We start from the raw sequence: 20,828 nt of genomic DNA, 5'->3' as shown, positions 1-20,828 counted from the left end.
AACGTGTTACCGGAAGACACACGCGGCGACGCGGATTGCATTCCACAATCCTGAACTGGACGGTATAGTCCACCGCGTGAACCCGGCCTACCTCCCCGTTGCCCTCGACGCGCGTGACCAGCGCGTGTTCGATGCCGTGCGTGACCTGCTGGCCCGGCAGGGCATGCAGATGAGCATGGAGGCGGTCGCCCAGCAGGCCGGCTGTTCCAAGCAGACCCTGTATTCGCGCTATGGCAGCAAGCAGGAACTGCTGCGCCGGGTGATGCAGCGCCATGTCGGCCACGCCACCGGGGCCATGCTTCGTGCACTCCGCGGTGACGACCTGCGTGCCAGCCTGCTCCAGTTCGCCACCGACTTCCTGGAGCATTTCAACCAACCGCACGTGGGCCAGGCCTGCCGGCTGATCGCCGCCGAGGCGTCCCAGTTTCCCGAAGAGGCGCGTACGCTTTACCGGCATGGTGCCGGCGCGCTGACGCTTCATCTTGCTGAATGGATTGAAACCGTTTGCATGCAAGGCCAGCTCCGGCATGACGACCCGCACTTCATGGCCGAACTGCTGCTGAGCATGATCGCCGGTCAGGATTTCGACAAACAGCGCTTCCATACGCCCCATCGTGATGACGCACTGCTGCGTCGGCGCTGGGCAGAGTTCTCCGTCGACAGCTTCCTGCGCGCGTTCGCGCCACAGCCGTCGCCGGCCCCGTCTACAAACCAACCCCGGAGTTCCTCCTGATGACCGCCCCACTCCGCACCCTTGCCCTGACGTGCGCCGTTGCTGTCGCGCTGGCTGCCTGCAAGAAGCCGGAACAGCAGACGCCCCCGCCGCCGGAGGTGGGCGTGATCGACGCCAAGCCGCAGACCCTGCCCCTGCAGCGTGAGCTGGTCGGCCGCCTGTCGCCGTTCCGCAGCGCCGACGTGCGCGCGCGCGTGCCGGGCGTGCTGCTCAAGCGCGTCTACCAGGAAGGCTCGCAGGTCAAGCAGGGCCAGACCCTGTTCCTGATCGACCCGGCGCCGCTGCGTGCTTCGCTCAACGCCTCCGAGGCCCAGCTGGCCTCGGCCCGCGCCACCTACGCCAACGCCAAGGTCGCCGCCGATCGCGCGCGCTCGCTGGCCCCGCAGCAGTTCGTCTCCAAGTCCGACCTGGACAACGCCGAATCGGCCGAGCGCACCGCCCTGGCCGCCGTCAAGCAGGCCGAAGCGGCAGTGACCTCCTCACGGATCAACCTGGGCTACGCCGAAGTGACCGCGCCGATCAGTGGCGTGGCCAACAAGCAGCAGGTCACCGAGGGCGCGCTGGTCGGCCAGGGCGATGTGACCCTGCTGACCACCGTCGACCAGCTCGACCCGCTGTATGTGAACTTCTCGCTCAGCGTGGATGAGCTGACCCAGCTGCGTGCGCAGCAGGCCAAGGGCGCGCTGGCGCTGTCCGGCGACGGCAAGGCCACGGTGGCCGTGAAGCTGGCCGATGGCAGCACCTACAGCGAGCCGGGCACGCTGGACTTCTCTTCGACCACGGTCGATCCGGCCACCGGCGCGGTGTCGCTGCGTGCGCTGCTGCCGAACCCGCAGCAGATCCTGCTGCCGGGTGCCTTCGTCAGCTTCCAGGCCAACCTGGGCGAGCGCAACAACGCCTATCTGGTGCCGCAGCAGGCCCTGCTGCGTGATACCAACGGCGGCTACGTGATGGTGGTCGGCGCCGACGGCAAGGTCGTGCGCAAGAACGTGAAGACCGATGGCGCGCAGAACGGCAACTGGCTGGTCAGCGACGGCCTGGCCGCCGGTGACAAGGTGATCGTGGCCGGCGTGCAGAAGGTCAAGGAAGGTGCACCGGCCGTGGCCAAGCCGTGGACCCCGGGCCAGGACGCCAGCGGCAAGCCGGCCGCAGGCGGCGCTGCACCGGCCGCGGCTGCGGCAGCGCCGGCCGCGGGCCAGGCACCGGCCGACGCGGCCAAGCCCGAGCAGGCCGATGCGGCCAAGCCGGCCGCCACCGATTCGAACAAGCAGTAACGGGAACCTTCCGTCATGCCTAAATTTTTCATCGAGCATCCAGTCTTCGCCTGGGTGGTAGCGATCCTGATCTCGCTCAGCGGCGTGATCGCGATCCTCAACCTGGGCGTGGAGTCCTATCCCAACATCGCCCCGCCGCAGGTCACCGTCTCGGCGACCTACCCGGGCGCCAGCGCCGATACCACGGAAAAGTCGGTCACCCAGGTGATCGAGCAGCAGCTGACCGGCATCGATCATCTGCTGTACTTCAGCTCCTCGTCCGCCTCCAACGGACGTGCGCAGATCACCCTGACCTTCGAGACCGGTACCGATCCGGACATCGCCCAGGTGCAGGTGCAGAACAAGGTCTCGCTGGCCACGCCACGCCTGCCTTCGGAAGTCACCCAGCAGGGCGTGGTGGTGGCCAAGGCCAACGCCGGCTTCCTGATGGTGGTGGCGCTGCAGTCCGATACCCCGACCATCAACCGTGACGCACTGAACGACATCGTCGGCTCGCGCGTGCTCGACCAGGTCTCGCGTATCCCCGGCGTCGGCAGCACCCAGCAGTTCGGTTCCGAGTACGCCATGAACATCTGGCTGAACCCGGAGAAGATGCAGGGCTATGGCCTGTCGGCCAGCCAGGTACTGGCCGCGGTACGTGCGCAGAACGTGCAGTTCGCCGCCGGTGCGCTGGGTTCGGACCCGTCGCCGGAAGGCCAGCACTTCACCGCCACGGTCTCGGCCGAAGGCCGCTTCAGCTCGCCGCAGGAATTCGAGAACATCATCCTGCGCGCCAACGCTGACGGCTCGCGCGTGCTGTTGAAGGACATCGCCCGCGTCGCCTTCGGTGCCAACAACTACGGCTTCGACACCCAGTACAACGGCAAGCCGACCGGCGCCTTCGCCATCCAGCTGCTGCCGGGCGCCAACGCCCTGAACGTGGCCGAAGCGGTGCGCGCCAAGATGGACGAGCTGCAGCCCAGCTTCCCGTCCGGGGTGACCTGGTTCTCGCCGTACGACAGCACCACGTTCGTCAAGATCTCGATCCAGGAAGTGGTCAAGACCCTGTTTGAAGCGGTCTTGCTGGTGTTCCTGGTGATGCTGATCTTCCTGCAGAACTTCCGCGCCACCCTGATCCCGACCCTGGTCATCCCCGTCGCCCTGCTCGGTACCTTCCTGGGCATGTGGATGATCGGCTTCACGATCAACCAGCTGACCCTGTTCGCGATGGTGCTGGCGATCGGCATCGTGGTCGACGACGCGATCGTGGTGATCGAGAACGTCGAACGCATCATGAGCGAGGAAGGGCTGGCGCCGAAGCCGGCCACGCAGAAGGCGATGACCCAGATCACCGGTGCGGTGGTGGCGATCACCGTCGTGCTGGCCGCGGTGTTCATTCCGTCCGCCCTGCAGGGCGGTGCCGCCGGCGAGATCTACAAGCAGTTCGCGCTGACCATCGCCATCTCGATGGCGTTCTCGGCGTTCCTGGCGCTGGGCTTCACCCCGGCGCTGTGCGCGACCTTCCTCAAGCCGACGCACAACGACAACCCGAACATCGTCTACCGCACCTTCAACAAGTACTACGACAAGATCAGCCACACCTACGTGGGGCACATCACCTCGGCGGTGCGCCATGCCCCGCGCTGGATGATCCTGTTCGTGGTGCTGACCGCGCTGTGCGGCTTCCTGTTCACCCGCATGCCGGGCAGCTTCCTGCCGGAAGAAGACCAGGGCTATGCGCTGGCGATCGTGCAGCTGCCCCCGGGCTCGACCAAGGGCCAGACCAACGAAGTGTTCGCGCAGATGCGCGGCATCCTGGAAAAGCAGGATGGCTATGAAGGCATGCTGCAGGTGGCCGGCTTCAGCTTCGTCGGTTCCGGCGAGAACGTGGGCATGGGCTTCATCCGCCTGAAGCCGTGGGAGGAACGCAAGTTCACCGCGCCGGAGTTCATCCAGAACATGAACGGCGCGTTCTACGGCATCAAGGAAGCGCAGATCTTCGTGGTCAACCTGCCTACCGTGCAGGGTCTTGGCCAGTTCGGCGGCTTCGACATGTGGCTGCAGGACCGCAGCGGTGCCGGCTACGAGCAGCTGACCCAGGCGCGCAACATCCTGCTGGGCAAGGCCGCGCAGAAGCCTGAAGCCCTGGTCGGCGTGCGTCCGAACGGGCTGGAGAACGCCCCGCAGCTGCAGCTGCACGTGGACCGCGTGCAGGCGCAGTCGATGGGCATGTCGGTGTCGGACGTGTACAGCACCATCCAGCTGATGCTGGCTCCGGTGTACGTCAATGACTTCTTCTACGAAGGCCGCATCAAGCGCGTGACCATGCAGGCCGATGGCCCGTACCGCACCGGCCAGGAGTCGCTGAAGAGCTTCTACAGCCCCTCCACCCTGACCCAGAACGCCGATGGCACCAATGCGATGATCCCGCTCAACACGGTGGTCAAGTCCGAATGGGTGTCGGCACCGCCGTCGCTGAGCCGCTACAACGGCTACTCGGCGATCAACATCGTCGGCTCGCAGGCCCCGGGCACCAGCTCGGGCGAAGCGATGCAGACCATGGAGAGCATCGTCAACGACGACCTGCCGGCCGGCTTCGGCTACGACTGGTCCGGCATGTCCTACCAGGAAATCCTGGCCGGCAATGCCGCCACGCTGCTGCTGGTGCTGTCGATCGTGGTGGTGTTCCTGTGCCTGGCCGCCCTGTATGAAAGCTGGTCGATCCCGGTGGCGGTGCTGCTGGTCGTGCCGCTGGGCGTGCTGGGTGCCCTCGGCCTGTCGATGCTGCGCGGCCTGCCCAACGATCTGTTCTTCAAGATCGGCCTGATCACCGTGATCGGCCTGGCGGCAAAGAACGCGATCCTGATCGTGGAGTTCGCGGTGGAGCAGCGCGCAGCGGGCAAGAACCTGCGCGATGCCACCATCGAGGCGGCCCGCCTGCGTTTCCGCCCGATCCTGATGACCTCGTTCGCGTTCATCATGGGCGTGATCCCGATGGCGATCTCCACCGGCGCCGGCGCCAACTCCCGCCACGCCATCGGTACCGGCGTGATCGGCGGCATGCTGTTCGCCACCCTGCTCGGCCTGCTGATGATCCCGGTGTTCTTCGTGGTCGTGCGCCGCATGCTGGGCGACAAGCTGGATGAACCGTCGAAGGAGTTCATGGAACGCCAGCGGGACGCCGAGTCCGCCCACCGCCCGGATCGTTGATCCGGCGGTGCGCTGAAACGAAAAGGCCCCGGAGCGATCCGGGGCCTTTTTTGTTGTCGCTGCTCTCGAATGCATCCCAACCTTGGTTGGCGCGCTTCGGGCAACGCCTCAGCGCAGCAGCGCGACCACCGCGCACACTGCCACCAGAGCCAGCGCGGCCCACTGCATCGGTACGAAGAAGAAATGATGGGGCGCGACTTCACCCTTCTGCCGGGGGGCACGGTTGAGCCACAGGCCCAGCGGCACGTTCACCGCCGCGCCAATTCCGGCACCCAGCAACACCTGCGGGAGCGGGATGTTGCCCTTGGGGCCTGCGTGCGGGAAGAAATACGCCAGCAGCAGGATCGCTGCGATCGGCGTGACCAGTGTCAGGATTCCCCAACCACGATAGATCATCTGTGCAGACCGGATGGAAACGGCCTGCATTGGAACAGATCCGGCATCGTTCAGCCAAGAACACGGCGCATCCACGCATGGCGCCGATCTACTGGCCGCGCCGCCATTGCAGCGGCGCGGCCGTTGCGTCTCAGCGCAGCCCGGTTTCGTTGCGGGCGATGACCAGTCGCTGGATTTCCGAGGTGCCTTCGTAGATCTCGGTGATCTTGGCATCACGGAAGTAACGCTCCAGCGGCATCTCCTTCGAGTACCCCATGCCGCCGTGGATCTGCACCGCCTGGTGGGTGATCCACATCGCCGCTTCCGAGGCGGTCAGCTTGGCCACGGCCGCCTCCGTGCTGAAGCGCTTGCCCTGGCCCTTCACCCATGCCGCACGCAGGGTCAGCAGCAGCGCTGCATCCAGCTTGCACTTCATGTCGGCAATCTTGGCCTGGGTCATCTGGAAGGTACCGATCGGCGCCCCGAACGCCTTGCGCTCCTTCACGTAGTCCAGGGTCGCTTCATAGGCGGCACGGGCGATGCCGATGGCCTGCGAAGCGATACCGATGCGGCCGGCATCGAGCACGCCCATCGCGATCTTGAAGCCCTCGCCTTCCTGGCCCAGCACGTCTTCGGGCTGCGCCACGTAATCGTTGAACTCGATCTCGCAGGTGGCCGAGGCGCGGATGCCCAGCTTCGGCTCGGTCTTGCCGCGACCGAAGCCGGCCTTGTCGGTATCGATGAGGAAGGCGGTGATGCCGCGCGCCCCCTTGTCCGGCTCGCTCATCGCGAACAGCACGATGTACTTCGCCACCGGGCCGGAGGTGATCCAGCTCTTCTTGCCGTTGATGACGAAGGTGCCGTCGGCCTGCTTCACCGCGCGGCAGCGCATGGCGGTGGCATCGGAGCCGGACTGCGGCTCGGTCAGCGCGAACGCGCCGATGGCCGTGCCTTCGGCGATCGCACGCACATAAGTCTGCTTCTGCTGTTCGCTGCCATGGGTGAGGATGCCGTTGCAGAACAGCGAGTTGTTGACCGACATGATGGTCGAGTGGGCGGCGTCGGCGGCGGCGACCTCCACCATCGCCAGCACGTACGCAACCGGGTCCATGCCCGCACCGCCGTATTCGGTCGGCACTTCGATGCCCATCAGGCCGTTCTCGCCCAGCAGGCGGATGTTGTCCAGCGGGAACTCGCCGGTGCGGTCGTGATGCTCCGCGCTGGGGGCGATCTTCTCCTGCGCGATGCGCCGCGCCACGTCCTGCAGCATCAACTGCTCTTCGGTAAAGCTGAAATCCACAACACCCTCCCGGGTACATGAAGTTATGGGCCGCATACGGCGCGCCCAGGTGCCCCGATTGTACCGGGGCCCGGCAGTTTCCGTACGCTGCCGACTTGACCGCGGGAGGCCTTCTCGGCGAATATATCTCTATATCGCGATAGGTAGATATTCATGGATCTGGAAGACTGGTCGACCCGCCTGAAGGTGTTCGCCGATGCGACCCGCGTGCGCCTGCTGGCGCTGCTGGAGCAGGAGGAACTCACCGTGGCCGAACTGTCGGCGATCACCCGGCTCGCGCAGCCGCGCGTGTCCACCCACCTGGCGCGCCTGAAGGAAGCCGGCCTGGTCCGCGACCGCCGTGCCGGCGTGTCGGCCTATTACCGTTTCGACGAGGCCCAGCTGGACCCGGCGCAGCGCGCATTGTGGCATGCCCTGAGCAACGGAAGCGACGACCCGTTGCTGCGGCAGGACGCCGAGCGCGTTGCCGCCGTGCTGGCCCACCGCGCCTCGGACCAGAACTGGGCCGACAGCGTGGCCGGCGACATGGAGCGCCACTACTCGCCGGGCCGCACCTGGGAGGCCCTGGCGCGCACCGCGTTGCCGCTGCTGGAAACCGGCGACGTGCTGGACATCGCCTCCGGTGACGGCGTGCTGGCCGAACTGGTCGCCCCCCATGCCAAGCGCTACATCTGCATCGATACCAGCGCGCGCGTGGTCGCCGCCGCCAGCGAGCGCCTGCGCCGCCTGCCCAATGTGGAAGTGCGCGAAGGCGACATGCACGCGCTGCCGTTCAAGGACAGCAGCTTCGACCTGGTGGTGCTGATGCACGCGTTGACCTACGCCAGCAAGCCGGCGCAGGCGGTGACCGAAGCCGCGCGCGTGCTGCGCCCGGGTGGCCGCCTGCTGCTGTGCAGCCTGGCCCGCCACGAACACAAGGCCGCGGTGGAAGCCTACGGCCACGTCAACCTTGGCTTCAGCGACAAGGAACTGCGCAGGTTCGTCGACAAGGCCGGCCTGCAGGTGTCCAGCCTGGAGACGGTCACCCGCGAAAAGCGTCCGCCGCACTTCGAAGTGATTTCGCTGATCGCCAACAAGCCCTGAGCCCGAGACTGCCATGCCTGCCCTGCCCTGGTTGCATCCTGATCGTGCCAACGCCCTGCTCGACGCCCTGCGCCAGCGGATCCTGATCATCGACGGCGCGATGGGCACGATGATCCAGCGCCATGGCCTGCAGGAAGACGACTATCGGGGCGAGCGCTTCGCCGGTGGCTATGACCATGCACATGGCCCCGGCTGCGACCACGGCCCCCCCGAGGGCCATGATCTGAAGGGCAACAACGATCTGCTGCTGCTGACCCGTCCGCAGATCATCGCCGACATCCACACCGCCTACCTGGAAGCAGGCGCGGATCTGGTCGAGACCAACACCTTCAACGCCACCTCGGTCAGCCAGGCCGACTACCACCTCGAGCACCTGGTGTACGAGTTGAACAAGGCCGGGGCGGCGGTTGCACGCGCCTGCTGCGATGCGGTGGCTGCAACCTCGCCCGGCAAGCCACGCTTCGTGATCGGCGTGATCGGCCCGACCAGCCGCACCGCCTCGATCAGCCCCGACGTGAATGATCCGGGCTTCCGCAACACCAGCTTCGACGAGCTGCGCGACACCTACCGGGAAGCCATCGAAGGGCTGATCGACGGTGGCGCCGACACCCTCATGGTCGAGACCATCTTCGACACGCTCAATGCCAAGGCGGCGCTGTATGCGCTGGAAGAAGCGTTCGACGCGCGCGGCGCACGCCTGCCGGTGATGATCTCCGGCACCATCACCGACGCCTCCGGGCGCACGCTGTCCGGGCAGACCGCCGAAGCGTTCCACGCCTCGCTGGCACACGCGCGGCCGTTGTCGATCGGCTTGAACTGCGCACTGGGTGCAGAGGCGATGCGACCACACGTGGAAACTCTTTCGCAGGTCGCCGACTGCCACGTCAGCGCCCACCCCAATGCCGGCCTGCCCAACGCCTTCGGCGAATATGACGAAACGCCGGAAGAGATGGCCGCCACCCTGCGCGGCTTCGCCGAGGATGGCCTGCTGAACCTGGTCGGCGGCTGCTGTGGCTCCACGCCTGCGCACATCCGCGCCATCGCCCAGGCCGTCGCCGGATTGCCGCCGCGCGCCCTGCCCGCAGCCCGGGAGCAGCAGGCCGCATGAGCACCCCGCCCTATACCCGCCTGTCCGGCCTGGAGCCGCTGGTCATCACACCGGACCTGCTGTTCATCAACGTCGGCGAGCGCACCAACGTCACCGGCAGCGCGCAGTTCCGCAAGCTCATCAAGGAAGGCCGCTACGAAGAGGCGGTGGACGTGGCCCGCCAGCAGGTGGCCAGCGGCGCGCAGATCCTCGACGTCAACATGGACGAGGGCCTGATCGATTCGGAAGCGGCAATGACCCGCTACCTCAACCTGATCATGTCCGAGCCGGACATCGCCCGCATCCCGGTGATGGTCGATTCCTCCAAGTGGAGCGTGATCGAGGCCGGGCTGAAGTGCCTGCAGGGCAAGAGCGTGGTCAATTCGATCTCGCTGAAGGAAGGCGAGGCGCTGTTCCGCGAACATGCACGCAAGGTGCTGCGCTACGGTGCCGCTGCGGTGGTGATGGCCTTCGACGAGAACGGGCAGGCCGACACCTGCGCGCGCAAGGTCGAGATCTGCACCCGCGCCTATCGCATCCTGGTCGACGAGATCGGCTTCCCGCCGCAGGACATCATCTTCGACCCGAACATCTTCGCCGTCGCCACCGGTATCGAAGAGCACGACAACTACGCGGTGGACTTCATCGAAGCCACCCGCATCATCAAGCAGACGCTGCCGCACTGCCATGTCTCCGGCGGCGTCTCCAACGTTTCGTTCTCCTTCCGCGGCAATGAAACGGTGCGCCAGGCGATCCACTCGGTGTTCCTGTACCACGCGATCGCGGCCGGGATGGACATGGGCATCGTCAACGCCGGTGCCATGCCGATCTATGACGAGCTGGAGCCGGAGCTGCGCGAACGCGTCGAGGACGTGATCCTCAACCGCCGCAGCGATGCCACCGAGCGCCTGCTGGAGATCGCCGAGCGTTACAAGGGCAGGAAGGGCGCAGCGAAGGCGGAGGACCTGGGCTGGCGCGAGAAGCCTGTCGCACAGCGCCTGGCCCATGCCCTGGTGCACGGCCTGGACGCTTATGTCGAGGAAGACACCGAGCTGGCCCGGCAGGCCGCCAGCCGACCGCTGGACGTGATCGAAGGCCCGCTGATGGATGGCATGAACATCGTCGGCGACCTGTTCGGTGCGGGCAAGATGTTCCTGCCGCAGGTGGTCAAGTCCGCGCGCGTGATGAAGAAGGCGGTGGCCTACCTGCTGCCCTACATCGAGGCCGAGAAGGCGCGCAGCGGTGACACCGCCAAGAGCAACGGCAAGATCATCATGGCCACGGTGAAGGGCGACGTGCACGACATCGGCAAGAACATCGTCGGCGTGGTCCTGGCCTGCAACAACTTCGACGTGGTCGACCTGGGCGTGATGGTGCCGGCGCAGAAGATCCTGGATGCCGCCCGCGAGCACCATGCCGACCTGATCGGCCTGTCCGGACTGATCACGCCGTCGCTGGAGGAGATGAGCCACGTCGCCCGCGAGATGGAGCGCCAGGGTTTCGACCTGCCGCTGCTGATCGGCGGCGCCACCACCTCGCGCGCGCACACCGCGCTGAAGATCGACCCGCATTACAAGGCGCCGACGGTGTGGGTGAAGGACGCCTCGCGCGCGGTGGGCGTGGCCCAGTCGCTGATCTCGCGCGACCTGCGCGAGGCCTTCGTCGCCGCCAACGAGGCCGACTATGCCGAAATCCGCGCGCGCCATCGCAACCGTGGCGACGCCAAGCGCCTGGTCACGCTGGAGCATGCACGCGCGCAGAAGTTCCAGGGCGGCTGGGACAGTTACACGCCACCGGCACCGCACCAGCCCGGCCTGCATGTGTTCGACGACTACCCGTTGGCCGAACTGGTCGACTACATCGACTGGACGCCGTTCTTCCAGGCCTGGGAACTGGCCGGCAAGTTCCCGGCCATCCTCACCGACGAGATCGTCGGTACCCAGGCCAGCGATCTGTACAAGGATGCCCGCGCGATGCTCGACCGCATCGTCGAAGAGAAGTGGCTGACCGCCAAGGCCGTGTTCGGCCTGTGGCCGGCCAACAGCGTCGGCGACGACGTGCGCGTGCAGCACCCCCAGGGCGAGGCCACGTTGTACTTCCTGCGCCAGCAGGTCGACAAGCCGGCCGAGCGGCCGGACTTCTGCCTGGCCGATTTCATCGCTCCCGCCGACAGCGGCCGCCAGGACTGGATCGGTGCGTTCGCGGTCACCGCGGGCATCGGCATCGATGCCCACGTCGCGCGCTTCGAGGCGGACCATGACGATTACAACGCGATCCTGCTGAAGGCACTGGCCGACCGCTTCGCCGAAGCGCTGGCCGAGCGCCTGCACCAGCGCGTGCGCACTGAATTCTGGGGCTACGACCGTGCCGAGGCGCTGGACAACGATGCCCTGATCGACGAGCAGTATCGCGGCATCCGGCCGGCGCCCGGCTATCCCGCCTGCCCGGAGCACAGCGAGAAACGGCGCCTGTTCGACCTGCTGCAGGCCGAAGCAAATGCCGACATGGAACTGACCGAGAGCTTCGCGATGCTGCCCACGGCCGCCGTTTCGGGCTACTACTTCAGCCACCCGCAGAGCCAGTACTTCGTGGTCGGCCGGCTCAGCCGCGAACAGGTCAGCGACTACGCCCGCCGCAAGGGCGTGGACCGCGCCCAGGCCGAGCGCTGGCTCGCCTCCAACCTCGACTACGACCCCGAATGACACAAAAAGGGGACGGAGGGGATTAAGTCGTTTATGCATTCGCGACTTAATCCCCTCCGTCCCCTTTTTGCCTCATCATTCCGCAATGACCGTTCCCGTTGCCCGCCTCTCCAGCTTTTACCTGTTCTACTACGCGGCGCTGGGCGCGTTCACTCCGTACTGGAGCCTGTTCCTGACCGCGCGCGGCATGAGCGTGACCGCGATCAGCGTGATGATGGGCCTGTGGTACGCCACCCGCGTGATCGCACCCAGCACCTGGACGTCGCTGGCGGCGGCATCGCCACGGCCGATCCGGCTGCTGCGCGTCGGCTGCGTGTTGACCCTGCTCAGCTTCGCGGTGTTCCTGCTGCCGCTTCCGCAGCCCTGGATGTACCCGGCCATGGTTGTGTTCTGCTTCTTCTACAACGCGGTGATGCCGCAGTTCGAGTCGATCACCCTCACTCACCTGGGCAACGACAGTCATCGCTACGGGTTGATCCGGGTCTGGGGCTCACTCGGCTTCATCGCCGTGGTCACCCTGTTCGGCTGGCTGATCGAAGGCGATGGCGCCAGCAACCACGCCGGATTGCTGCCCTGGATGATGCTGCCGCTGTTCGCCTTGCTGGTGGCCTCGGCCTTCAGCAACCACTATGCGCGCGACATCGGCAGGACCCAGGGCGATGCCAGCGGCTTCTGGCAGATCGTGCGCCGCCCGCCGGTGCTGGCCTTCTTCCTGGCCGCGTTCATGGAGCAGCTGTCATTCGGCCCGTATTACACGTTCTTTTCGGTCTACATGGACCATCACGGTTACCGCACCTCCACGCTCGGCCTGCTGTGGACCATCGGCGTCGTCTTCGAAGTGGGCGTGTTCTTCACCATCGGCCGCTTCTTCCGCCGCTATGACGCCAGTTGGATGCTGTTGATCGCGCTGGTCAGTTCCTGCCTGCGCTGGGCGGTGACCGCCCTGTTCCCCGAAAACCTGCCGGTGATGCTGCTGGCGCAGACCGCGCATGCGCTGGGCTTTGCCGCCTTCTTCGCGGCTGCGATGCAGATGCTGGCCACCTACTTCCCGGGCCGGCTCAACGGTCACGGCCAGGGCCTGCTGTACGGCTTCTCGTCCGGCGTGGGCGGCGTGCTGGGCGCACTGATCGCCGGTCAGCTGTGGAAGATCGACGACGGCCGCACGGCCTTCCTCGCCGGCAGCGGCTTCGCCCTGGTTGGCGCCCTGCTCTGTTTCTTCGCACTGAGCCTGCCGCTGATCCGTGCGCGCCGCAGCGCCCGCTGAAACGAAAACGCCGGGCACTGCCCGGCGTTTTCATCATCCTGCGCTTCCGCTTACCAGACCAGGTCGTCCGGTACCTGGTACTGCGGATCGGCGTATGGATCTTCTTCGGCCGGCGCATTCGGATCGACCTTCAGCGCCACCGATGCGGCAAACACCGCCTCGCACTCGGCCAGCACTTCGGCGGTCACCAGCAGGTAACGGCCATTGAGCTGGACCACGCCCAGCGCACCGGCATTGAGCGCGGTCAGCTGTTCGGCGGTCACGTAGATGCGCTTGATCTTGCCGCCGTACGGGAAGTGGCGGGCAATGTCGGCCGCCTCGGCATTCAGGCTCTTGTCCTTCAGCAGTTCTTCCAGCTTGGCCTTCGCCTCGCGGCGGACGCGTGCTTCTTCCTGCTTCAGGCGCTCGGCTTCGATGCGCTCTTCCTTTTCCCGCTGCGCGCGAATGGCATAGGCCTTGGCCAGATCCATCTCTTCGGCGTTGCGCGGCTTGCGCGGGCCCTGGCTGCGGGCCTGCCCAGCAGGCTTGCCCGGGCCGCTGCGGGCCTGCCCAGCAGGCTTGCCCGGGCCACCACGGCCATGCCCACGACGCTCACCGGGCGTGTGCTCGCCCTTGCCAGCGCCCTGCGGCTTTCCATTGCCGTTGCCACCCCTGCCCTGCGGGCGGCCGTCACGACGGGGGGCATCATTCTTGCGCTCGGGCTTGGGCGCAGGCTTGAAGCCCAGGCCCAGCAGCTGGTCGCGGAGGGTATCGCTCATAGAGGTCGGATCAGTAGTGCGGCGGCGGCGGTTCGCTCGCCGGATCGGAAGAATTCAATGCGTTGCGGACCTTGCCCAGGTCTTCCAGCAGCACGCGCAGCACATCGGCGTTGCGCATGCCCTGCATGCGGGCATCGGCCAGCGCATCGCTCAGTTCGGCCAGCGCCTGCTCCTGGAAGGACACGCGCATCTCCAGCTCGACCAGGCGCGCTTCCAGCGCCTGCTCGCGTTCGGTTGGCAGCAGGTCAGACATGCAGCGAGCGCCCCCGGCCGATTCCGTAATACGCCAGGCCCGCCGCTTCCACATCCGCCGGCTCGTACAGGTTGCGCCCGTCGAACACCACCGCGTCCTTCAGCTGCTCGCGCAGCTTCTGGAAATCGGGGCTGCGGAACTGCTTCCACTCGGTCACCACGACCAGTGCATCCGCGCCCTGCAGCGCTTCGTCGGCATTGCTGCAGAACACCAGGTCATCGCGTTCGCCGAAGATGCGCTGCGATTCGTGCATCGCTTCCGGATCGTAGGCACGCACCGTTGCACCGCCTTCCCACAGCTGCGCCAGCAGTCGGCGGCTGGAGGCTTCGCGCATGTCATCGGTGTTCGGCTTGAAGGCCAGGCCCCACACGGCAAAGGTCTTGCCACGCACGCCCTCATCCTCGCCCTTGTCGTAATGACGCTGGATCAGCGCGAACAGATGTCCCTTCTGCGCATCGTTGACCGCTTCGACGGCGTTCAGCAGCTTCGGCTCCAGGCCAGCCTGCTGCGCAGTGCGGGCCAGTGCCTGCACATCCTTGGGGAAACACGAGCCGCCATAACCGGCGCCCGGGTAGATGAAGTGCCAGCCGATGCGCGGATCCGAGCCGATGCCCTGGCGGACCTGTTCCACATCGGCGCCGACACGCTCGGCGATGTTGGCGATTTCGTTCATGAACGAAATCTTGGTCGCCAGCATCGCGTTGGCGGCGTACTTGGTCAGCTCGGCCGAGCGCACGTCCATTTCCACCACGCGGTCGTGGTTGCGGTTGAACGGCGCGTACAGGCGCCGCATCACCGCCACCGACTCGGCACTGGTCGCACCGATGATGATGCGGTCCGGGCGCATGCAGTCGGCAACGGCATCGCCTTCCTTCAGGAATTCCGGATTGGACACCACGTCGAAGGCGATGTCGGCCCCCCGTGCGGCGAGCTCGGCGGCGATGGCCGCGCGTACTTTGTCGGCGGTGCCCACCGGCACCGTCGACTTGTTGACCACCACGGTCGGCACGCTCATGTGCTGGCCGATCGTGCGGGCCACGGCCAGCACGTACTGCAGATCAGCGCTGCCATCCTCGTCCGGCGGCGTGCCGACGGCGATGAACACGACCTGGCCGTGGCCGATCGCGGCTGCGGCATCGGTGGTGAACGTCAGCCGCGACGCGGCGTGGTTGGCCTTCACCATCGGTTCCAGGCCCGGCTCATAGATCGGGATGATGCCCTGGTTGAGGCCATCGACCTTGGCCTGGTCAATATCGACGCAGACCACCTGGTGGCCGACATCGGCCAGGCAGGTACCGGTCACCAGCCCTACATAACCGGTACCGAAAATCGCAACGCGCATGTCCGTGCTGGCTCCGTGGTCGCTTACGGCAGGACGCCCAGCAGCTCGACGTCGAACGTCAGAGTCGCGTTCGGGCCGATCGGGCCACCCGGGGTGCCGTTCTCACCGTAGGCGAGCTCGCCCGGGATCCAGAAGCGGTACTTCGAACCGACCGGCATCAGCGCGACGCCTTCGGTCCAGCCCTTGATCACCTGGTCCAGGCCGAACTCGGCCGGCTGGCGACCATAGGAGCTGTCGAACACGGTGCCGTTGAGCAGCTTGCCTTCGTAGTTCACGCGCACCTTGCTGCTCGGCAGCGGGCGCTCGCCGCTGCCCGGGCGGATGACCTGGTACTGCAGGCCCGACGGGGTGGTCACCACGCCCGGCTGGGTCTTGTTCTTGGCCAGGAACGCGTTGCCTTCCTCGCGGTTGGTCTGCGCGGCGGCGGCGGCCTTGGCCTGCATTTCAGCCTGCTTGCTGCCCATGAACGCCTGGATGGTGGCAGTCGCGTCAGCTTCCGTCATCTTCGGCTGACCCTTGCTCAGGCCAGTGCTGATCGCGTCAAACAGCGAGGCGACGTCGATGTCGTCCTTCAGCTGTGCCAGCGACGGACCGACCGAGTAGGAACCGATCATCTGCGACACCTTGACGCGGTCGACCTTCGGCGGCTGCGAACCCGGCGCCATGCCCGGCACCTGCTGCCCGCTGCGGGCCATCACGACCTGGCGCAGTGCGGCATCGGTGGCCTTGGCCTGTTCCTGGGTGATCTGCGGCTGCAGGCCTTCGAACGAACGTTCCACGGCGGTGCGCAGCGCGGCCACATCGATCTCATCGGCGATCGGGGTGAACGACTTGGCGACGTCCAGGCCGATGGCGTAGCCCAGCTTCTGCTTGGGGGAATTCAAGGTTGCGGTCTCCTTGGCGGCTGCGGGGGCAGCCGGTTGTTGCGACAGAGCGACACCCGAAGTGCCCATCGCCAGAATCAGAACCGACGCCGCGGCGCCGCGCATTCCCATCTTCATTCGCTGCATTCCTGGAAGTGTCTGGGCGCCGACGTCGGCGCGAAAAGAAGCATTGTCGCACGCATGCCGTCGATGTCGAGGCATCCGTGCCGCATATCAATGCGTGGCGGCTGCGGCCAGCGCCTTGTCGATGGCGGCGGTCAGCTGCGGATCGTCCGGCGTCACCTTGCTGGCGAACTGGGCGATGACCTTGCCATCGCGGCCCACCAGGTACTTGTGGAAGTTCCAGCCCGGCGCCACGCCGGTGGCCGCGGTCAGCCGCTGGTACAGCGGCGTGGCCTCTGCGCCGACGACGTGCACCTTCTCGAACATCGGGAACTTGACGCCGTAGGTGAGCGTGCAGAAATCCTGGATCTGCTTCTCGTCACCCGGCTCCTGGCCCTTGAAATCGTTGGACGGGAAACCGAGCACGGCGAAGCCACGGCCGGCATAGCGCTTCTGCAGCGCCTCCAGGCCTTCGTACTGAGGGGTATAGCCGCACTTGCTGGCGGTATTGACCACCAGCAGCACCTGCCCGTGGTAGCGCTGCTGCAGGTTGACCTGCTGCTTGCTGGCCAGCGGGCGGTAGTCGAGGTCGAGAAGGTCGGCCGCCAGCACCTGGCTGGAGCTGGCCAGCCCGGCCACCAGCAGGGTCAGCAGGGACAGGCCGCGCAGGCGGCGCGGGGTAACGGTCGGCAGGGTCATGGAGACAGTCCGCGGTAGCCATTCACAGGGCCGGCCGGTAGCGGCCGGGAATCGGCCGAACTATAGCACCGGGCCCCGGCGCCCCTTGCTGCGGTGGGCGCCGCTGGCTTTGCGCGGCGTGGCGTTTGCCCGTCCAGTGCGGCAGCAACCGCGCAGTGATGACATAGCATGTACAAGGCTGAATGGAAGGCAGCGCCGACTCAGCCCCTGCGGAAAATTCATTTCCCTTTCCAATCAAATGGATAGGGCGATATTTCAGCGATTTGACCACCCCTGCCATCAGTTGGGCACGGCGAGGGGTTGCACGCAGGCGTGCCGGTGTTATAGTTGCATACAACACCAGTCACCTGAGACAGGGGGAAGCTATGAACACTCGGATCCGTCGCAACCTCACCGCACCTGCGGCCGCCGCTGTTTCGACCCTGATCGTGCTGGCCTGGCTGGCCGCGCCAACGCCCCCCGCCTCCCCCGACAGTCCGCAGGACGCGACCGTTTCACCGGCAGGGAATGCCGTTCCCTCCCCCCCTCCCCCGCGTCGGCTGCACAGCTCCCTGTCCATGCCGTATTTCTCGTTCGCCCAGCCGCTGACCCCACGGAGCTGAATATGAGCGACATCCAGTGGAGCGACGGCGCTCCCATCTACCGTCAGTTGAAGGAGCGCGTGATCGCCATGATGCTCGACGGAATCCTCAAGCCGGGCGATGCCCTGCCTTCGGTGCGCCAGGTGGCCGCCGACTATCAACTCAACCCCATCACCGTTTCGCGCGCCTACCAGGAACTGGCCGATGAGGGCCTGGTCGAGAAGCGCCGCGGCCTGGGCATGTTCATGACCGAACAGGCGGCCACGCAGCTGCGCAGCAGCGAGCGCGATCGCTTCCTCAATGAAGAATGGCCGGCGGTGCTGGAACGCATCCAGCGCCTGGGCCTGAGCCTCGACGAATTGCTGCCCCAGGGGAAAGTCTGATGAATAGCACTGCAAGTGAAGCGGTCATCACCGCCCGAGGCCTGCGCAAGGCCTACAAGACCACGGTGGCGCTCGACAACGCCAGCTTCAGCATTCCAAGCGGGCGCATCGTCGGCCTGATCGGGCCCAACGGCGCCGGCAAGACCACCGCGCTGAAGGCCATTCTCGGCCTGACCTCGGTGGAAGGTGAGCTGAGCGTGCTCGGCCGCGACCCGCGGCTGCACCGCGACGAGCTGATGAACGACATCTGCTTCATCGCCGACGTCGCCGTGCTGCCACGCTGGCTGAAGGTGCGCGAAGCGATCGATTTCGTGGCCGGTGTGCACCCGCGTTTCGATCGCGCCCGCTGCGAACGCTTCCTGGCCAACACCAAGCTGCAGCCGAAGCAGCGCGTGCGCGAACTGTCCAAGGGCATGATCGTGCAGCTGCACCTGGCCCTGGTGATGGCCATCGACGCACGCATCCTGGTGCTGGACGAGCCCACCCTGGGCCTGGACATCCTGTACCGCAAGGAGTTCTACCAGCGCCTGCTGGAAGATTACTTCGACGAACAGAAGACCATCATCGTCACCACCCACCAGGTCGAGGAAATCGAGCACATCCTCAGCGATGTCATGTTCATCCGCGACGGCCGCATCGTGCTGGATGCGGAAATGGACGACGTCGGCCAGCGCTACACCGAACTGCTGGTCAATGCCGACCAGCTGGATACCGCACGTGCGCTGAAGCCGATCGACGAGCGCAGCCTGGCGTTCGGCAAGACCGTGATGCTGTTCGACGGCGTGCCGCGCGCCCAGCTTTCCACGCTTGGCGAGACCCGCAGCCCGGGCCTGGCCGACCTGTTCGTCGCCATCATGAAGGGGACCTACGCATGAATGCCGTCAACCACCCCGTCAGCCCGATGGGCACCCTGCGCTGGCTGCTCAAGCGCGAATACTGGGAGAACCGTGGCGGTTTCCTGTACGCGCCGCTGATCGCCGGCCTGATTTCGCTGGTGATGAGCACCATCGGTATCGCCTTCGGCCTGTTCGCGCTGCACCGCGCCGCGCGTGATGGCAACCTGCACGTCGATGGCGAGAACGTGAACATCAACGGCCTGGACCTGGCGCTGCTGACCCGCGACATCAGCGCAAAAGACCTGGCCGACCTCGGCAACGGCCTCGACCTGACCCTGGTGCTCAGCTCGGCCTGGCCGTTCCTGGTGCTGGCCTTCGTGGTGTTCTTCTACTGCCTGGGCGCGCTGTACGACGACCGCCGCGACCGCAGCATCCTGTTCTGGAAATCGCTGCCGCTGTCGGACACCCAGACCGTCCTTTCCAAGGTGATCAGCGCACTGATCGTGGCCCCGCTGATCGCGGTGATCGCCGGCATCATCACCATGCTCGGCTTCCTGCTGGTGATCAGCGTCGTCGCGCTGATGCATGGCGGCAGCCCGATGACGCTGATCTGGGGCCCGTCCAGTCCGCTGACCCTGGCCGCCGGCCACCTGGCCTGGATTCCGGTCTACGCGCTGTGGGCCCTGCCCACCGCCGGCTGGCTGCTGCTGTGCTCGGCCTGGGCCCGCAGTAAGCCGTTCCTGTGGGCGGTGATGCTGCCGCTGTTCGCCGGGGTCATCGTCAGCACCACCAAGGTGATGCCGCTGGTCGGGCTGACCACCGGCTGGTTCTGGCAGAACATCGTCGGCCGCCTGCTGCTGGGCGGCGTGCCGGGCATGGACCTGCTGTATCGCCTCAGCGCCGGTGAAGGCGCGCGCCGCGATCTCGAATCGGTGGTCAGCCTGATGTCGCCGGCCTCGCAGCTGAAGTCGCTGGCGATGCCGGAGCTGTGGATCGGTGCCGCTGTCGGTGCCGTGTTCATTATCCTTGCCATCCGCCTGCGCAAGCGCGCCGGCGAGATCTGATCCCATCCACCTGGAGGCATCACCATGCGTTCCCTGCTCGCCTGTTCTGCGTTGTTGCTGTTGCCGCTGTCGGTGCTGGCCGCCGATGCTCCGAACTGCAAGTTCACCGCTGCCCGTACGTTGAAGCTGGAGACATCCGGCGCCAAGGCGGTGGTGCTCGAGGTGAACCAGCATGACCTGAAGGTGGTCGCCAGCAAGGGCGGTGGCCAGCTGGATGGCCGCGCCTGCGCCTCCAGCCAGGAATGGTTGGACCAGCTGGTGCTGGACCAGCGGAAGGAAGGCGACAAGCTGGTGGTCAGCCTGCGCCGCGAAGGCCGCGACAGCGGCATCAGCCTGGGCAGCAGCTATGCCTGGCTGGACATCCGTGGCAGCGTGCCGGACAACCTGCCGCTGCAGCTGAAGGTCGGTTCCGGCGATGCCAGCGTGGACAACGCGCAGTCGCTGAGCGTGGATGTCGGCTCCGGTGATGCCATCATCCGTGGCACCCGTGGCAGCATCCACGCAGCGGTGGGCTCGGGTGACCTGGACATCGACGGCGGCAGCTCGCTGAACCTGCTGTCGCTGGGCTCTGGCGACGTCAAGGCACGCAACATCGGCGGCGATGCGGTCACCGGCACGGTGGGTTCGGGTGACCTGAAGCTCAGCGATGTCCGCGGCAACGCCCGGCTGGACACCGTCGGGTCCGGCGACGTCGGGTTCAAGCGCGTGCAGGGCAACGTCGAGGTCGGCGTGGTCGGCTCCGGCGATGTCGACCTGTCCGACATCGGCGGCAGCGTGCATGTGCGCAGCCACGGCTCGGGTGACATCCAGGTCGATGGCGTGCGCGGCAGCCTGACCGTCGACCACAGCGGCAGCGGCGACGTGGGCCACCGCAACGTCAGCGGCACCGTCACCCTGCCCCGCAAAAAGTAACCGCCAC

18 protein-coding genes are annotated in these 20,828 nt (G+C 66.3%); 11 read left to right on the top strand and 7 right to left on the bottom strand.

Translation table 11 applies throughout. The annotated features are described in order from the left end of the window. Positions 1-76 precede the first annotated feature (76 nt). The 3 genes from AC5P9C_RS02155 to AC5P9C_RS02145 are packed head-to-tail and all read left to right on the top strand — an operon-like array spanning position 77 to position 5,196. Complete coding sequence (locus AC5P9C_RS02155; protein WP_049465820.1) at positions 77-733, top strand: TetR/AcrR family transcriptional regulator; 657 nt, start codon at positions 77-79, stop codon at positions 731-733. Next, a complete protein-coding gene (locus AC5P9C_RS02150; protein ID WP_049465818.1) occupies positions 733-2,007 on the top strand; it encodes an efflux RND transporter periplasmic adaptor subunit in 1,275 nt (424 codons plus the stop codon). The genes AC5P9C_RS02155 and AC5P9C_RS02150 overlap by 1 nt, the downstream gene beginning before the upstream one ends. A 15-nt stretch (positions 2,008-2,022) precedes the next feature. Beyond that, complete coding sequence (locus AC5P9C_RS02145) at positions 2,023-5,196, top strand: multidrug efflux RND transporter permease subunit (protein ID WP_053504758.1); 3,174 nt, start codon at positions 2,023-2,025, stop codon at positions 5,194-5,196. Positions 5,197-5,304: 108 nt separating this feature from the next. On the opposite strand, the gene AC5P9C_RS02140 is transcribed toward AC5P9C_RS02145, so the two are convergent. Together AC5P9C_RS02140 and AC5P9C_RS02135 are read right to left on the bottom strand one after the other, a co-directional pair. Further along, a complete protein-coding gene (locus AC5P9C_RS02140) occupies positions 5,305-5,592 on the bottom strand; it encodes a hypothetical protein (protein WP_343541095.1) in 288 nt (95 codons plus the stop codon). 130 nt (positions 5,593-5,722) lie between these two features. After that, positions 5,723-6,871, bottom strand: a complete 1,149-nt coding sequence (locus tag AC5P9C_RS02135) for an acyl-CoA dehydrogenase family protein (protein WP_049465813.1) — start codon at positions 6,869-6,871, stop codon at positions 5,723-5,725. 153 nt (positions 6,872-7,024) lie between these two features. Between AC5P9C_RS02135 and AC5P9C_RS02130 the strand changes: the two genes are divergently transcribed. The 4 genes from AC5P9C_RS02130 (at position 7,025) to AC5P9C_RS02115 (ending at position 13,007) form a co-directional block, all read left to right on the top strand. Beyond that, positions 7,025-7,954, top strand: a complete 930-nt coding sequence (locus AC5P9C_RS02130; RefSeq protein ID WP_049465810.1) for an ArsR/SmtB family transcription factor — start codon at positions 7,025-7,027, stop codon at positions 7,952-7,954. A 13-nt stretch (positions 7,955-7,967) separates the two neighbouring features. Beyond that, entirely contained in the window at positions 7,968-9,062 is a 1,095-nt protein-coding gene (locus tag AC5P9C_RS02125; RefSeq protein WP_343541092.1) for a homocysteine S-methyltransferase family protein, read from the top strand. Then, the gene (gene metH / locus AC5P9C_RS02120) at positions 9,059-11,743 is read left to right on the top strand and encodes a methionine synthase (protein WP_343541091.1); all 2,685 of its coding nucleotides are present in this window, start codon (positions 9,059-9,061) and stop codon (positions 11,741-11,743) included. The genes AC5P9C_RS02125 and metH overlap by 4 nt, the downstream gene beginning before the upstream one ends. Before the next feature lie 85 nt (positions 11,744-11,828). Next, positions 11,829-13,007, top strand: a complete 1,179-nt coding sequence (locus AC5P9C_RS02115; RefSeq protein WP_329849010.1) for an MFS transporter — start codon at positions 11,829-11,831, stop codon at positions 13,005-13,007. Between the two features lie 50 nt (positions 13,008-13,057). Here the strand turns inward: AC5P9C_RS02115 and AC5P9C_RS02110 are convergent, their stop codons facing one another. The 5 genes from AC5P9C_RS02110 to AC5P9C_RS02090 all read right to left on the bottom strand — a co-directional run bounded on the left by AC5P9C_RS02110 (position 13,058) and on the right by AC5P9C_RS02090 (position 17,045). Then, positions 13,058-13,765, bottom strand: coding sequence for a DUF2058 domain-containing protein (locus AC5P9C_RS02110; protein WP_312557576.1), 708 nt, complete (start codon positions 13,763-13,765; stop codon positions 13,058-13,060). A 10-nt stretch (positions 13,766-13,775) separates the two neighbouring features. Beyond that, positions 13,776-14,018, bottom strand: a complete 243-nt coding sequence (locus AC5P9C_RS02105) for a SlyX family protein (RefSeq protein WP_005410256.1) — start codon at positions 14,016-14,018, stop codon at positions 13,776-13,778. Further along, a complete protein-coding gene (locus AC5P9C_RS02100; protein ID WP_049464354.1) occupies positions 14,011-15,360 on the bottom strand; it encodes a UDP-glucose dehydrogenase family protein in 1,350 nt (449 codons plus the stop codon). The genes AC5P9C_RS02105 and AC5P9C_RS02100 overlap by 8 nt, the downstream gene beginning before the upstream one ends. 23 nt (positions 15,361-15,383) lie before the next feature. Next, complete coding sequence (locus AC5P9C_RS02095) at positions 15,384-16,361, bottom strand: FKBP-type peptidyl-prolyl cis-trans isomerase (protein ID WP_032962085.1); 978 nt, start codon at positions 16,359-16,361, stop codon at positions 15,384-15,386. 96 nt (positions 16,362-16,457) lie between these two features. Beyond that, positions 16,458-17,045: a glutathione peroxidase gene (locus AC5P9C_RS02090; protein ID WP_049464346.1), complete on the bottom strand. Its 588-nt coding sequence runs from the start codon at positions 17,043-17,045 to the stop codon at positions 16,458-16,460. A gap of 604 nt (positions 17,046-17,649) precedes the next feature. On the opposite strand from AC5P9C_RS02090, the gene AC5P9C_RS02085 reads away from it, so the two are divergent. From AC5P9C_RS02085 to AC5P9C_RS02070, 4 genes are read left to right on the top strand one after another with little or no spacing between them, the layout of a single operon-like run. Further along, complete coding sequence (locus tag AC5P9C_RS02085) at positions 17,650-18,009, top strand: GntR family transcriptional regulator (protein WP_006453095.1); 360 nt, start codon at positions 17,650-17,652, stop codon at positions 18,007-18,009. Further along, positions 18,009-18,884: an ABC transporter ATP-binding protein gene (locus AC5P9C_RS02080; RefSeq protein ID WP_053460829.1), complete on the top strand. Its 876-nt coding sequence runs from the start codon at positions 18,009-18,011 to the stop codon at positions 18,882-18,884. The genes AC5P9C_RS02085 and AC5P9C_RS02080 overlap by 1 nt, the downstream gene beginning before the upstream one ends. Then, positions 18,881-19,909: an ABC-2 transporter permease gene (locus AC5P9C_RS02075; protein WP_343542782.1), complete on the top strand. Its 1,029-nt coding sequence runs from the start codon at positions 18,881-18,883 to the stop codon at positions 19,907-19,909. Before AC5P9C_RS02080 ends, AC5P9C_RS02075 begins: the two co-directional genes overlap by 4 nt. 24 nt (positions 19,910-19,933) lie before the next feature. Continuing rightward, positions 19,934-20,821, top strand: a complete 888-nt coding sequence (locus AC5P9C_RS02070) for a DUF4097 family beta strand repeat-containing protein (protein ID WP_130767887.1) — start codon at positions 19,934-19,936, stop codon at positions 20,819-20,821. The last annotated feature ends 7 nt before the right edge of the window (positions 20,822-20,828 follow it).

It is taken from the genome of Stenotrophomonas sp. YJH_SMC_10 (assembly GCF_059371555.1).
This window is presented reverse-complemented; position numbering and strand designations above follow the sequence as displayed.